At 45.6% G+C, this 15,087-nt stretch carries 14 protein-coding genes; 11 read left to right on the top strand and 3 right to left on the bottom strand.

Annotated elements, in window-relative coordinates:
- Positions 1–193 precede the first annotated feature (193 nt).
- Positions 194–1,129 (bottom strand): aldo/keto reductase, encoded by a 936-nt coding sequence (locus MKX41_RS18250; RefSeq protein WP_340972404.1) that lies wholly within the window; start codon positions 1,127–1,129, stop codon positions 194–196.
- Between the two features lie 184 nt (positions 1,130–1,313).
- On the opposite strand from MKX41_RS18250, the gene MKX41_RS18245 reads away from it, so the two are divergent.
- From MKX41_RS18245 to yajC, 11 genes are all read left to right on the top strand, one after another.
- A complete protein-coding gene (locus MKX41_RS18245; protein WP_339243278.1) occupies positions 1,314–2,288 on the top strand; it encodes an ornithine cyclodeaminase family protein in 975 nt (324 codons plus the stop codon).
- Positions 2,289–2,299: 11 nt separating this feature from the next.
- Positions 2,300–3,463, top strand: coding sequence for a dipeptidase (locus tag MKX41_RS18240; protein ID WP_340972401.1), 1,164 nt, complete (start codon positions 2,300–2,302; stop codon positions 3,461–3,463).
- 11 nt (positions 3,464–3,474) lie between these two features.
- Positions 3,475–5,601, top strand: a complete 2,127-nt coding sequence (locus MKX41_RS18235; protein WP_340972398.1) for a CocE/NonD family hydrolase — start codon at positions 3,475–3,477, stop codon at positions 5,599–5,601.
- Between the two features lie 116 nt (positions 5,602–5,717).
- Complete coding sequence (locus MKX41_RS18230; protein WP_197071247.1) at positions 5,718–6,437, top strand: BofC C-terminal domain-containing protein; 720 nt, start codon at positions 5,718–5,720, stop codon at positions 6,435–6,437.
- Between the two features lie 254 nt (positions 6,438–6,691).
- A complete protein-coding gene (gene ruvC, locus MKX41_RS18225) occupies positions 6,692–7,195 on the top strand; it encodes a crossover junction endodeoxyribonuclease RuvC (RefSeq protein WP_036677679.1) in 504 nt (167 codons plus the stop codon).
- Complete coding sequence (gene ruvA / locus MKX41_RS18220; RefSeq protein WP_042191130.1) at positions 7,192–7,809, top strand: Holliday junction branch migration protein RuvA; 618 nt, start codon at positions 7,192–7,194, stop codon at positions 7,807–7,809. The genes ruvC and ruvA overlap by 4 nt, the downstream gene beginning before the upstream one ends.
- A 36-nt stretch (positions 7,810–7,845) precedes the next feature.
- On the top strand, positions 7,846–8,853 hold the full coding sequence (gene ruvB, locus MKX41_RS18215) for a Holliday junction branch migration DNA helicase RuvB (RefSeq protein WP_042191128.1): 1,008 nt from the start codon (positions 7,846–7,848) through the stop codon (positions 8,851–8,853).
- A 32-nt stretch (positions 8,854–8,885) separates the two neighbouring features.
- A complete protein-coding gene (locus MKX41_RS18210; RefSeq protein ID WP_340972393.1) occupies positions 8,886–10,988 on the top strand; it encodes a SpoIID/LytB domain-containing protein in 2,103 nt (700 codons plus the stop codon).
- 9 nt (positions 10,989–10,997) lie between these two features.
- The gene (gene queA, locus MKX41_RS18205) at positions 10,998–12,026 is read left to right on the top strand and encodes a tRNA preQ1(34) S-adenosylmethionine ribosyltransferase-isomerase QueA (protein ID WP_340972390.1); all 1,029 of its coding nucleotides are present in this window, start codon (positions 10,998–11,000) and stop codon (positions 12,024–12,026) included.
- Between the two features lie 21 nt (positions 12,027–12,047).
- Positions 12,048–13,184: a tRNA guanosine(34) transglycosylase Tgt gene (tgt, locus tag MKX41_RS18200; protein ID WP_042130504.1), complete on the top strand. Its 1,137-nt coding sequence runs from the start codon at positions 12,048–12,050 to the stop codon at positions 13,182–13,184.
- Between the two features lie 49 nt (positions 13,185–13,233).
- Positions 13,234–13,542 (top strand): preprotein translocase subunit YajC, encoded by a 309-nt coding sequence (yajC, locus tag MKX41_RS18195; RefSeq protein ID WP_042191123.1) that lies wholly within the window; start codon positions 13,234–13,236, stop codon positions 13,540–13,542.
- Between the two features lie 94 nt (positions 13,543–13,636).
- On the opposite strand, the gene MKX41_RS18190 is transcribed toward yajC, so the two are convergent.
- Both MKX41_RS18190 and MKX41_RS18185 read right to left on the bottom strand, forming a co-directional pair.
- A complete protein-coding gene (locus tag MKX41_RS18190) occupies positions 13,637–14,476 on the bottom strand; it encodes a phosphatase PAP2 family protein (protein WP_256990033.1) in 840 nt (279 codons plus the stop codon).
- A 95-nt stretch (positions 14,477–14,571) separates the two neighbouring features.
- Positions 14,572–14,964, bottom strand: coding sequence for a TIGR04086 family membrane protein (locus MKX41_RS18185; RefSeq protein ID WP_042191121.1), 393 nt, complete (start codon positions 14,962–14,964; stop codon positions 14,572–14,574).
- Positions 14,965–15,087 lie beyond the last annotated feature (123 nt).

Raw genomic sequence — 15,087 nt, 5'->3', positions numbered from 1 at the left:
TAATACAAAGAATTTAGGATATTCGATAAGAATCCGCTGCCCTGTATTTTTGTTTGTTGGCTAGCTGCGCTATCGAGTCTTGATCATTTATTAAGGCTTGCGGACTCCAGCGACGCTATTCCTTAGAAAAGGGGCTGCCCCAGTAGCCATTTCATGACTTCAAGGACAACCCCCTTTACATTATAAGGCGCTATTACGCCTTAAAGATTGAATCAATCGCTTTGATCTCATCTGGTGTCAGCTGAACTTTCAGAGTCTGGAGATTCGATACGATCTGTTCCGGACGTTTAGCTCCGGGAATAAGTGCGTCGATGGAAGGTACGGTCAAATACCAGGCTAGCACCACATGTGCGACTTCAACACCTTTGGCATCGGCAATTTGGCGAACCTTGTCAACCTTCTCCAGGTTTTTGGCAAAGGTCGCTCCTTGAAACATTGGGTTGTTCTTTCTATTGTCGCTGAACGTATCGCCTTGCTTATACTTGCCGCCAAGAAGGCCGGACGCGAGTGGGAAGTAAGGAACGAAAGAAATGCCAAGCTCCTGCGTGTAAGGGAGCAGTTCTTTTTCTGCATCACGGTGCAGCAGGTTGTAATGGGATTGGAGAACATCCACATGCCCGTCCTTGTTAGCTTCTCTCAGCTGTTCAATGGAGAAGTTGGAGACCCCAATCGCTTTGATCTTTCCTTCATCCTTCAGCTTCTTAAGCTCGCCAACAGCTTCATCCTTAGGAGTGCTTTCATCAGGGAAATGAATATAGTAAAGATCGATATAATCGGTCCGGAGGCGTTTCAAGCTGTCTTCCACAGACTGTCTTAGAAAAGCTGGAGAGTTGTCGATCGTAACCTTATCGCCAGTAATCTTGTGAGCGCCCTTAGTAGCAATAACCACATTGTCACGGCCGCCTCTTTCTCTCAGCACTTCTCCAATAAGTTCCTCGGATCTACCTGGACCATAGATAAAGGCGGTATCAATGAAATTGATCCCATGGTCAAGAGCGTTGCGAACGATGTCTTTACCAGTCTCATCATTTAAGCCGGGAAATAAATTATGCCCACCAACAGCATTGGCACCCAGTCCGAGAGGGAGTACCTGCAAATTTGTTCTACCTAAAGTTATTTTACTAGACATAATCAATCGTCAGCTCCTTAAAATAGAATATGAACTATATTAAGTATAGCTAATAGCCCGTGGTAAGACAAATTGCTGATTTCCAGCTTTATACATGAATATTTAAAGCGTATAAGTTATGATATAAAGAATAATTTTGCGTTCCCACATTTGTTGCCACAATGAAGTAAAGGAGGTTTGTCTTATGCTAGTTATTAATCAAAATGAAGTGGCTGAGCTATTAGCAATGGAGTCTTGCATCACAGTGATGGAATCCGTTTTGAAGGACTTGTCCGCAGGACAAGCCATACAGAGCTTAAGACAAGTACTCCCGCTGCACCAAGGCAATCTGATTGGCTTAATGCCGGGCTTTTTGCAGAGTGAAGAAGTAGCAGGTGCCAAAATCATCAGTGTGTTTCCAAGCAACCATGGCTCAGGTTTACCTTCCCATCAAGGGCTTGTTACGTTATTCGATTCTTCTACCGGTGTTCTGAAAGCTGTAGTAGATGGACAGAAGATTACCGCAATTCGCACAGCAGCTGTTAGCGCAGTAGCCACTCGTTATCTGGCTAGAGAAGATGCAGAGGTACTTGCCATTCTAGGTACCGGCGAGCAAGCCAAAAGTCATCTGGAAGCGATGCTACTGGTTCGATCGATTCGTGAGGTCAGAGTTTGGAGTAGGGCACTTGCAAAGGCAAGAGATTTCCAAGCAGAAATGAGCCGTAAATATGGTGTGGACATCCTTGTGGCTGAGACTATTCAAGAGGCAGTTAATCCAGCAGATATCATTTGTACCGTAACAGCATCCACAGAGCCTGTACTCGAAGGAGAATGGCTGAAGCCTGGAGTACATATCAATGCGGTTGGAGCCTGCAGAGCAGCGGATCGTGAGCTGGATTCGGAGACCGTACGGTTAGCTAAGTTATATGTAGACCGATTGGAATCCGCGCATAATGAATCTGGGGATTATTTAATTCCGCTGAACGAAGGCGTGATTACTTCAGGCCATATTATCGGTGAAATCGGTGAACTGATCAGCGGGAATATTGAGGGCAGAGCTACAGCTGATGAGATCACTCTTTTTAAAGGACTAGGACTTGCAATAGAGGATTTAGCAGCAGCCAACTTCATTTATAATGAAGCTGTTAAATTACAAAAAGGCATTGAAATTGCATTCTAAGGAGCGACCACATGATGAGCACATATGAAGGTTTGTATGATTTCAAGTTGACGGAGCAAGACGAAGAACGGGCCGTACATTTGCATGAGCAGAACATTAATATTGATTTGCTATTTCAAGGTCCCTTATCTCCAAACGCAATTCCAGAGTCTGTGTCTAAAAAAATAAAAGAGCTGTGTGAGCCCTATAAAGATGAGCCGATGATATATAGCAGCATGCCAGCAAAAATGATCACAAAGCTGTCGGCCAGCGGTGAGATCCCTGAGTATAAAAGTGAATGGTATAAATCGGGAATTACCGCGGGTAACCGGGAACTTCATTTAGAGTCCTTAGAAAGCATGATCAATAGCATGGCTGAAGTTCAGCTTCAGTTTGACTCCGCAGATTGGTTAGTAAAAGCATTAACCGCAGAGGACATTCGTTCAGCCAAGCGTAATGGGCATAAAGCGGGTATTATCACGGCACAAGAAACAGATGGCCTGGGTACCAATCTGGACCTATTAGATGTGTTACATAATTTTGGCTTAAGAATTTTACAATTAACTTATAACAATCAGAATCAGGTCGGTGCAGGCTGTGCAGAACAGTCGAACGCTGGGATTACGAATTATGGAAAAAGATTCATTGAGCGTTTGAACAAGCTCGGGATCATTGTAGATACGGGACATTGCGGAAAACAGACCACGCTCGATGCTTGTCAGTATTCTAAGACTCCGGTCATTGCTTCACACACGGGTGTAGAGGCTATCTATCCACATATGCGCTGTAAAAGTGATGAAGAGATTATCGCGATAGCGAAGACGGGTGGAGTCATCGGTATTTTTGCTATGCCGTGGTTTGTTCATGAAGATCCTAACCATACGACCATTGATCATGTGTTGGATCATATCGAATATGTGATTCGGCTTGTAGGCGTGGATCATGTCGGGATTGGAACGGATTGGCCGATGAGCGATGTGCTCTGGTCATTGGTTTATTTTAAAGAACATATTGCACCTAAGCTAGGATTTGCCAAAGGAGACGGACCTTCTACTGAAACCGTTGCTGGGCTTGAAAAATATAGCTATTTTATCAATTTTACTAGAGGTCTAGTGGCTCGCGGTTATAAGGATGAGGATATTGCAAAGATTATGGGTGGCAACTGGCTGCGCGTGTTTGAAGAAATTTGGGGATAGGGGATAAATAGATGACAACATACTTGAACACAACTACATTTAACTTCTACTGTTCTGGCATTTATTCAGGGAAAATACATTTTACGGAACAACAAATTATGCTCGCTAAGGTTGATCCACGCAGACGAACACAAATGCAATACAATGCGCTGGATACCCAGTTCAAGACCGTTCTTCCATTTCAAAAAATCCACGAACACATGGACGCTTACGCTAAAGCAGAATGGGTCAATGATGAGATAGTTCTAAGTAATGGTGATCTTTATCAAAAGCATATTCAGTATCAGGCTGTATTGGATGGCCGTGAGCTTACTTCACAAGTATGGGCGCTACGAAAAGAGACGGCACTGGATATTGTGACCTTGGATGGTGAGATTATTGCCTTTCTTGCGCCGAATCGGTATGGCATCGAGCTGATTGTTAAAGCAGGATATGAGAAGCTGACGCCTCTGGTTGTTTATGATGATCCCCTTTTGTCCAAGCCAGAGTATGGTGTAAATGATTTGGGTACGGATCTGATTCCGATGCATGATGGCGTGAGACTGGCTACGGATGTGTTTCTTCCTGAGGGCATTCAGCCGGGAACCAAGCTGCCGACGATTCTTGTGAGAACCTGCTATGACCGTAACGGGAAAAAAGAGATTTTTATGAGATGGGCTAACAAAGGTTATGCAGTGGTGTCACAGGACGTAAGAGGTCGGGCGGATTCGGAGGGGGAATTGATCCCTTTTTATAATGAACGGGATGATGGCTACGATACGATCGATTGGATTATCACGCAGGATTGGTCAGATGGCAATGTTGGAATGTGGGGCGCGTCCTATCTCGGCTTTGTGGTTGTCTCGGCGGCGACCAGTGGGCACCCTAATTTGAAGGCTGTTGTGGATGAAGTGAATGTTGGCTCACCGTTTGTAGATACAGCGCGTAAGGGTGGGACGCTTTGCTCTTGGCCACTCTTGTCTTGGACGCTTGCACAATCTGTGGGTACCCGGACGGATTTTGATATTTTTGGGGGCATTACGGTGAACCCAGAAGCGGCCGTCGATGCGAGACCGATTAAGGAGATTCCACAGCAAATGATAGGCAAAGCATCAGGACCATGGGATTTGTGGAGCCAGCATCCGGAGTATGATGATTTCTGGAGAAACTGTACCTTTACGGAACGTGGGGATCAAGTGCAGGTCCCTATGTATGTGATCTCAGGCTGGTATGATGGCGACAGCCCTGGCGTATCGGAGACTTGGAGAATGCTGACTGAACATGATGTGCCAAATCGTAAAATCCGTCTGGGTGCATGGGAGCATGGGCCAAACCGAGCCAGAGATTATGAGGGAGTAAGCTTCGGCAATGATGCAGTCGTCTATGATTATGATGTTTCTGTACTGCGCTGGTTCGACCGCTTCCTCAAAGGCATTCCGAACGGAATAGATCAGGAGCCTAGAGCCTCTTATTATGTCGTTGGTGAGAATCAGTGGAGAACGTCGGAGGATTGGACACCAGTTGAAGCTACAACTACGCCGTTTTATCTTTCCAGTGCTGGCCGTGCTAATTCAGGACAAGGAGACGGGAAGCTGCTCACAGCGCCAGAGGAACACTCTCCAGAAGATACTTATGTCTATAACCCAAATGATCCTATGAATGATAGCGGTGAGCGGGAGCCTGAAAATTTGCGGAAATATGAGCTCCGAAATGATATTCTTGTGTACACTAGTGAGGTGTTGACGGAAGAATTGACTATTGCTGGCGAATTGTCTGCTGTCATCTACGCCGCTAGCACAGGTAAGGATACGGATTGGGTAGTTACGCTTAGTGATGTGAATGAACATGGAGACTCTATCCGGTTATCTAACTATATTGTCAGAGCTAAATATCGTCATGGGTTTGATGCACCAGAGCTACTCACGCTAGGGCAAGTGGAGGCATACGATATTTTCATGCCGAATATTGCTCACAGATTTGCCGTAGGACACCGAATTCGTTTTTCGATTACCTCTTCCAGTAAATTCGTTGCTTTCCCGAATACGAATACTGGTGGTAACCCGTATGAAGATTCAGAGGCGATTACAGTGCTGCAGACGGTTTACCATAATAGTGAATATCCAAGCCATGTGAAGCTGCCGGTTATTCCTAACGCTTGAACGGTACTGCAAGGTCAACCTTGCAATTAGGATAAAATAGCGATTATTCACAGAAAAGCGCATAAATGATCCCTTCTCAGGTCACAATAGGGAAAAACCAGAATGAAGGGATTAACGTGTCGCGCATAAAAAAACAACTTTGGCAGCGATGGAGACGTTGGAAAAAGGCGCTTTGGGTAGGGGCAGCTTGTTTAGCTCTTACTGTACTGGCATGGCGCAGTATGCAGGTACCTGAGGAAATCAGTGGACTGCTGACGGATTCTAGTTGGACGGATAGTGCCGAAAGCGAGTTGGCCGCAGCTGTATTTAAAGTAGGCGTGGACAGCGGTGAGGAGAAAGAGAAGGGCACCATAAAAAACGAACAACTGTTGCAGACGATCGCTCAAAGCGGACTCAGCAGAACCGTTCATTTAAAAATATCGTATGTATCTGGGGAAGAAGTTCAGACATTGCCAGGTGTAAAGAACCCGCTTCAGCTTAAAAAGATAATTCACGAACACCCTGCATGGAGCGGCTTCATCAGCAGTGATGGAGATTTGTGGCTGGAACAAAAAGTGAATGATCTATCGACCCTAACGAAAAAAGAAGCCTATATCGGGGTCGATGCATTTGGAAATTTGAAATTGTTTAAAGGCCCTCCGGTACAGGAAAAGGTTCTGAAGACCTTTTTTCAAATGGATATGGGTTCCTTGAAATCCTCCCTGCCGGAAAGTATTTGGAAAGAGCTTCATGAGGGCATTCGTGTACAAGATATTGAAGAGTACAACAGCGTATTGTCCACCTTCAGTGACTATGCGCGAGAGGCTGCCGAACATGTCATGCAGAATAAGCAATAGCATCCTTAAGCATATCAGCTGTCCTAAAGTCATTATTAATGGCTATAGGGCAGCTTTTTTTTGCAAATATAAGAAAGTTTGAGGTTCTCATTGTAGGCCTAAAGTTGTCATTTCGCATCAGAGGGTAAACTTTTTTTCTCCCGGAAGGGGTATTTTTGCTATAATGGTTTGAAGGAATACATATGTTCGCTTCGTAGCGGAGTAATGGATGAAAACGGTGGAATAAACTGCCTGTTATAGAGGAGAGATCGTGCTTGCGCATTTTGGGAATTGATCCAGGGCTGGCGATTGTCGGTTTTGGCTTTGTGGATAAGGAAGGTCATAAGTTGACCCCGGTCCAATATGGTTGTATCCAGACTGAGGCTCACACGCCTGAGGAAGAACGTCTGCTGCATGTCTATGAAGGCATGGGTCAGCTCATTGATAAATATAAACCTGATGCTGTAGCGATAGAGAAGTTGTTCTTTGCACGTAATGTTACAACAGCATTGCCAGTAGCACAGGCCCGCGGAGTGACGATATTAGCTGCTGTACAGCGTGGCTTACCCGTCTCGGAATATACACCTATGATGGTGAAGCAGGCTGTAGTTGGTTATGGTAAGGCAGAGAAACGGCAGGTACAGGAAATGGTGAAGCTGCTACTGAAATTATCGGCGATCCCTAAACCGGATGATGTAGCGGATGCACTCGCGGTAGCGGTATGTCATGCCCATTCGAGCAGTCTTAATTCTAAATTAAATGAGGTATTGCGAAAATGATAGATTTCTTAAGAGGACCCGTCGTTCATTTAGAGTCGGAATATGTGGTGCTGGATGTGCAGGGCGTAGGATATCGGGTGTTCTGCCCGAACCCTTATGCTTTTGCTAAAGTAGAAGGGCCTGTAACGATCTATATTCATTATCAAACACGTGAGGATGCAACGCTTCTGTTCGGGTTCCCGACTCGGGAGGAGCAAAAATTGTTCCGCAAGTTGATTGAGGTATCTGGGATCGGTCCGAAGGTTGCGCTCGGAATACTGACAGGTGGAACTCCAGATCAGTTGATCTCGGCAATTTACCAAGAGAATATAACCTTCTTAACGAAACTGCCGGGCATTGGCAAGAAGACGGCGCAGCGGATGATCCTAGATTTGAAGGACAAGCTGGACGGACTCAGTATGGCTTCCATGCAAACGGGATTATTTGCAGTTCCAATGGAAGAAGCATCGGATGGGTTAGCTTGGCAAGAGGCTAGGGATGCCCTTAAGGGATTGGGTTATACCGAAAGTGAATTGGACCGTGTGTGGCTCGCTATGAAAAAAGAGGGCGCAGAGACAGGGACTGTAGATGTGTTGATGAAGAAAGCACTTGGGCTATTATATATTGCTAAGTAAAGCCGAACACATCCTTGAAGAAAGGGAGCGATAGGAATGGATGACCGGATTATATCCGCTAATTTGATGATGGACGAGCAAGCCGTAGAATTAAGTTTACGCCCTCGTTATCTGGGAGAATATATCGGACAGAATCAGGTAAAAGAAAACCTGAAAATATATATCGAAGCAGCCAAAATGAGAAGTGAAGCGCTGGATCATGTGCTGCTCTACGGGCCTCCAGGTCTCGGTAAAACAACACTCGCGAACATTATCGCCAATGAGCTGGGTGTGAATTTACGAACAACGTCCGGTCCTGCGATAGAGCGGCCGGGAGATTTAGCCGCCCTGCTGACGAACCTGCAGGAAGGCGATGTGCTGTTCATCGATGAAATTCACCGCTTACACCGGACGGTGGAGGAGGTTATGTATCCGGCGATGGAGGACTTCGCGCTGGACATCATGATCGGCAAAGGGCCAAGTGCCCGTTCGGTACGATTGGATTTGCCGCCTTTCACACTTATAGGTGCTACCACCCGTGCTGGCCTGCTGTCAGCGCCACTACGTGATCGTTTCGGAGTGGTCAGCCGCTTGGAGTTCTATACCATAGATGAGCTAAGCTTCATTGTTGCTCGAAATGCAGATCTTTTAGGAATTGAGATTGTCGGAGATGCGGCGGAAGAGATAGCGCTTCGTTCCCGTGGAACGCCGCGGATTGCGAACCGACTATTGAAGCGAGTCCGTGATTTTGCTCAAGTGCGCGGCGATGGGATTATAACCCCTGAGATTTCTGGGGAAGCCCTGAAGATGCTACAAGTGGATCCACGTGGGCTGGACAGCATCGACCACAAGATGTTAAGAGCGATGATTTCAAGCTTTCGTGGCGGTCCTGTAGGGCTGGATACGATTGCTGCTACAATTGGTGAGGAAAGTCAGACGATTGAGGATGTTTATGAGCCCTACCTGCTGCAGATAGGATTCTTGCAGCGGAGCCCTCGTGGAAGAATTGTAACCCCGGCCGCTTATCATCACTTAGGCCTTCCGCTCCCTCCGGAGCAGCATTGAGTCAGTAACTACATTTAAAAGGAGGATGCTGGATGAAGCATACGAAGATGAAATGGAGAGGAATAGCTCCACTAAGCAAAGGATTGCTAGCAGCTGCGATTGCTGTGGGAAGTCTCTTGATCCCTGCGGGTGCCAGTCATGCCGATTCTAATAGTACGATACGAGTTGCCCTTTATGCCGATATTGGTAGTAAATATAAATCTACCGTGCCAGTAGTAACTATGTTATCGACACAAAGCTTCACTTTGATGTCAAACCAACCAGGGAGCACTCCTTTGTTATCGGTGCCTGCCCAGAGCAGAATTCGTGTTAGTGTGGATAGTTATAGAGTAAAGGTAATGGAGACTTCAAGCTGGAAAACAGCTGCCGATGCGGCTAAAAAGCTTCAGTCCACCTCTGATAAGCCTCAAATTTATATGATTTCTAGAAATGGAACCAATGTATATCAGTTGTATACAGGTGTCTATGCCAGTGAAGCTGCTGCCAAGGATGGACTTGCCCGTGTATTAAAGGCAGGACTCGGCATTCCTGCTGATCAAACCCCTGCGGTGAAAGGGGATAAGCATTTATTGGCGGGTCGCTATACTTCGGAACAAGAAGCTGATACTGCTCTAAGTAGTATTACAGCTGCTGGTTTTGATGCCTGGAAGGTGTTTCTCTCAGGAAGTGATGGCAGTGCTCAGTTTGAGGTATGGGTAGGCGAAGCTGCGAATGACAAAGATTTGGGTGCTGTTCAGACCGCAGTGTCAGCAGCATTGCCACAGCTTGCTATGTCTGCTGCAACTTCACCTGGGTTAATCATGCGTCTGGATGCTGGGCTGGACCTTAGTAGCGAGACACAAGCTAATCATTATATGGTTTCCGGAAATGATGCTAAATTTTTGGCCGTTGGCAGTGAGGCTGGAATTCAGCTCGAAGAAAGATCCAAGCGTACCTACCGTGGAAATATGGAACTAAGTAATTTGAGAGGTTCCCTAGCGGTTATCAATGAAGTGCCACTGGAACAATATTTGTATGCAGTGGTTGGAGGAGAGGTTTCCTCCAGCTGGCCGGATGAAGCTCTAAAGGCTCAGGCTGTCGCCGCCCGAAGCTATGCAATGGCGCAAGGCAACCGTTTCGAAGTAGCGAATGTAGTAGATTCTACATTGAGTCAGGTATATAACGGAATCGGATCAGAGGCTCCAGTTATTATTAAGGCAGTGGATGCTACTGCCGGTGAAGTATTGATGAGTGGTGGTAAAGTTATAGAGGCTGTGTTCTCCTCGAACAGTGGCGGAATAACCTCTGATCCATCAGAGGTATGGGGCAATGGTGGAGATGCATTCGCCAGCGTTCCCAGCAAAGAGGATGTCGCAGCTACCGCGACCGCTAAGAAGTGGTATTATTTACTGCTCGCTAATGGTACCTCTGGATACGCACGTGAGGATAACATTAAATTGACAGGAAATAAAACTGCAGCGGGACTGGATATAGCGACAGCTACCACTAAAGATGTCAATGTACGCCCCCTTCCTGCTGTTGAAAGTAGTGTAAGTGCGGTAGGTAAACTGAATCCAGGCGAGAATGCTGTTGTTCTAGACAAAGTCTATGAGTCCGGTAGTTATAGCTGGATCAAAGGGCCATACACCTCTGCCGACCTTTTAAAAAGCTTGCAGGGTAAAACAACTAGCGCGCTCCCATCTAGCATCCTTAATTTGCAGGTCACTCAGCGCGGCCCTTCTGGAAGAGCGATTCAGGTGAAAGCAAATGGTCAGGCACTGGATGTGAAATATCCTGATATGTTCCGTTCTGCGTTCAATGGATTGCCAAGTACATTGTTTGATATTGTACCAGCCGGAAGTTATACTGTATTAGGCGCTGACGGTGCTACCAGCACGATTGGAAGTTCACAGAGCGCAGGTGTACTCTCTGCATCAGGTAAGGTTAATGTGAACGGTAGTGGAACTGTAGTGATGGGTGGGGATTCCTCAGCCAGAGCGATTACTAACAGTTCGGGCTTTCTGTTCATTGGCCAAGGATACGGTCATGGTCTAGGCATGTCGCAATGGGGCGTGAAAGGCATGGCTGACAGCGGGTATGATTACAAGCAGATATTGCAACACTATTATCAGAACGTTACTATAGTTAAGGAATGAAGACAGACCATGAATGTAGACGCATATGATTTTCATTTACCGGAAGAATTAATTGCCCAGACACCACTCTCTGACCGTAGCTCTTCTAGACTGCTCTTAGTAAATAAGGAGGATGGGGAGCTGGCTCACCGGCATTTTACCGATATTATTAATTATTTTCAACCGGGAGATACGCTTGTTCTGAATGATACGAGAGTCATTCCTGCCAGATTGTTTGGGGCTAAAGAAGATACGGGGGCTAAAGCTGAAGTGCTTCTCCTTAAGAATCTGGGAGACGATCGTTGGGAAGCTCTTGTAAAGCCAGGTAAAAAGCTCAAGACAGGAGCGGTTATCATCTTTAGTGATGAGCTTCGTGCTGTTATTGAGGAAGAGGCTGATATGGGTGGACGAACGCTTCGGTTCATTTATCAGGGTATTTTTCAGGAGATTCTGGACAGGCTGGGAACAATGCCACTGCCTCCTTATATTAAGGAAACACTCGATGATCGGGAACGATATCAGACCGTTTATGCTAAGCATGAAGGATCAGCTGCTGCTCCTACAGCAGGGCTTCATTTTACCAAAGAACTGTTGGATCAGATTGAAGCCAAGGGTGTAAATATTGCTTATATTACACTTCATGTAGGTCTCGGAACGTTCCGTCCGATGTCTGTTGAGAAGGTTGAAGAGCATGTTATGCATTCAGAGTATTTTGTAATGTCTCAAGAAACAGCAGATACTATAAATGCTACTAAGGAACAAGGTGGTCGCATTATAGCGGTAGGGACAACTTCTTGTCGGACACTTGAAACAGTCGGAAGACAATGCGAAGGCGGTCCACTAGTGGAATGTAGTGGCTGGACGGATATTTTCATCTATCCGGGCTATAAGTTTAGTGTAGTTAATGCGTTAATTACTAATTTTCATTTGCCGAAGTCTACTTTGGTGATGTTGGTTAGTGCTTTGGCAGGTCGGGAACATATTCTAGCTGCTTATGAAGAAGCGATAGAGCAGAAGTACCGGTTTTTTAGCTTTGGAGATGCAATGTTTATTTACTAAGGTAAGAGGATGGGTTAACTTATGGCAGCAATTACTTATGAGCACATCAAAACGTGCAAACAATCCGGAGCAAGACTTGGAAGAGTCCATACTCCACATGGTGTGATTGAGACACCTGCATTTATGCCAGTCGGCACACAAGCTACAGTCAAGACAATGAGTCCTGAAGAACTGAAAGAGATGGATGCTCATATTATTTTGAGCAATACGTACCATTTGTTCCTGAGACCGGGCCATGATATTGTTCGTGAAGCAGGCGGACTGCACAAGTTCATGAACTGGGACCGTCCCATTCTAACGGATAGCGGCGGGTTTCAAGTATTTTCGCTTAGTGACATGCGCAAGATTACCGAAGAAGGCGTTCATTTCCGTTCCCATCTAAATGGGGATAAGAAGTTCTTGTCTCCTGAAGTAGCTATGGAAGTTCAGAACGCACTTGGCTCTGATATCATGATGGCATTCGATGAGTGTCCTCCATTCCCAGCGGAATATGACTACGTGAAAAAATCATTGGAGCGTACAACGCGCTGGGCAGAACGTTGCCTGAAAAGTCATGCTCGCCCGAATGATCAAGGGCTGTTCGCTATCGTTCAAGGAGGTATGTATGAGGATCTTCGCCGTCAGAGCGCGGCAGATTTGACTTCCATGGATTTCCCGGGGTATGCTATTGGAGGGCTCAGCGTCGGAGAGTCCAAGCAGCTAATGTATGAAGTGCTGGATTATACAGTTCCCCTGCTGCCACAAGGCAAACCTCGCTATTTGATGGGCGTTGGTTCACCGGATGCGCTGTTGGAAGGTTCAATCCGGGGAGTGGACATGTTCGACTGTGTTCTGCCTACCCGTATTGCTCGTAATGGAACAACGATGACCAGTCAGGGAAGACTCGTTGTACGCAACGCAAAGTATGCCCGCGATTTTGGGCCGCTTGATCCGGAGTGCAACTGCTATACATGCCGGAATTATTCCCGCGCTTATTTGCGCCATCTAATCAAAGCCGATGAAACCTTCGGACTTAGATTGACGACATACCATAACTTGCACTTCCTGTTGGATTTGATGCGTAAAGTGCGCGAAGCCATCAAGGAAGATCGGCTGCTTGATTTTCGCGATGAGTTTTTTGCTAAATACGGATTATATGATAATCTTAAAGGCTTCTAAAGCTTCGTTGAGGTCCATGTTTTAATGTGCTTTGAAAGGGGGGAGAAATATGTTTCAATATGCAGCAGCAACAGGCGGAGGTAGTATACTGGGTCTTGTAGGTCCATTCGTACTTATGTTTGTAGTATTCTACTTCTTGCTGATTCGTCCGCAACAGAAGAAGACCAAAACACGTAATGCAATGTTGAAGTCTCTGAAAAAGGGCGATAAAATCGTTACTATTGGTGGTCTTCACGGTACGATCATGGAGATTTCCGATGATATCGTGGTTCTACGGGTCAATGATGTAACTAAACTGACCTTTGATCGCGGTTCCATTAGTCACTCCGTTGCCACGGACGTGGAGGAGAAAGTATAGTTTCGTTATTTAAAAGTACATAAAAAGCGGTGTCTTCTCATTAAGAGAATGACACCGCTTTTTTGATGTTCATCTTTCATCGTGATCTATGGGTTTAACGCATATCCGTTATTCGGCTGCGAACGGTGAGCGATTCTTCACGTCCCCGTAAGGTTAATTTGGCAAGCTGTACACCAACTGTTGAAGCTAGGACTGCTAGCAGAGTGCCGCCTATCATATCTGTAAGCCAATGAATGCCCAGATAGAATATACCAAAGACGATTACGACTGCGGAAATACTCGTAATGACCATCCACCGGCGGTTTCCTGAACGGAATGCCAGTAATGCCATCGTAACGGAAATGGACGTATGTAGACTCGGGAAGCAGTTGTTGAGACCGGATAGAGGGCGGTACTCTTGCTCAAACTTCGGAAATACATCCAGCATAGTAAATCTAACGCCTGCAGGTACATAGGACCATACCTCATTTACAGGGAAGTATAGGTAGAATGGAATTGCTACAGCATAGTTAATGATAATAGCATAGCAGGTAGCGTACAGCATCACACGGTTCTTATCTAACAGATAGACACCTAGAGAAGCTGCTAGTACAGATTGAAGCATGAAAATGTAGAAGAAAACTATGATAGGCGTTAGCCATGGACTATAGAATATATCCTGAACAGCTTGGACAAAATGCCCCTCTAGCCCAAATACAAATGATGTATAGTCTGAGGTAAGATGCATTTTTTCTTCAATTTGTAGTTCGTATTTATTCAAGACCAGTACACCAAACATGCCTACCATCAGTAGCAAAAACTTGTAGGATCGCAGCATCTCTTTTCCGATTTCAACTAATGCCATGATTGGATTTCGACGAGCGCCAATCCATACTAATATCACTACTAATGCAACTGTGTACAAAACAATATGATTCATTGATTGGTAAAACAAAGCATTCGAAGCCTCCTTGATTCTCTTTATGAAGTCAGATGATCACAGTTTAACATATTTCCAAGGAATGTTTCGAATTTTATGGAATAATAATTTTAGCTTTTCTGTAAATTAACCCCAAACATTCCGCCAAGTGCACCAATTGCTGCCGCAGCTAGAACCCAAAGAAGGTCAACACCAGAGGGTGAGCTATCCAGTGCCAGAAATCCAATTAACAGAACGATAATCCCGTAAAAGATTCCTGTAAGACTTCCTTGATACCAGCCTTTGTTCGTGGCTCTGCGACCGGCGGTTAGTCCTCCGAATGCTGCGGCTATGCCGTGCACTATATAAGTGTACATTGAGAGATCCTGCTCCTTCAGACCGCTGCCCCATAATAAAAGAGAGAGGACAAACGCGCCAAGCAGCATCCAAAGGAATGATCGACATAGGCCAGACAATACAGGATTGGCTATTCTCCATGAGAACAGGCGCCGGATTAAATACATGGTACAACCTCCTAAAGTTTTTTTAGAAAAATAATCTACATAAGTTATTATTCATTGTATGGGGAGGCTTGCCCCAATAGTACAAGAATGGGCATTGTAGCCTTTTTACCATTAATTAATATG

This window comes from Paenibacillus sp. FSL R5-0475 (assembly GCF_038004585.1).
Taxonomy (GTDB): domain Bacteria; phylum Bacillota; class Bacilli; order Paenibacillales; family Paenibacillaceae; genus Paenibacillus_AQ.
Note: the sequence above shows the minus strand (reverse complement) of the source record. Positions and strands in the feature narration are given on the sequence as shown.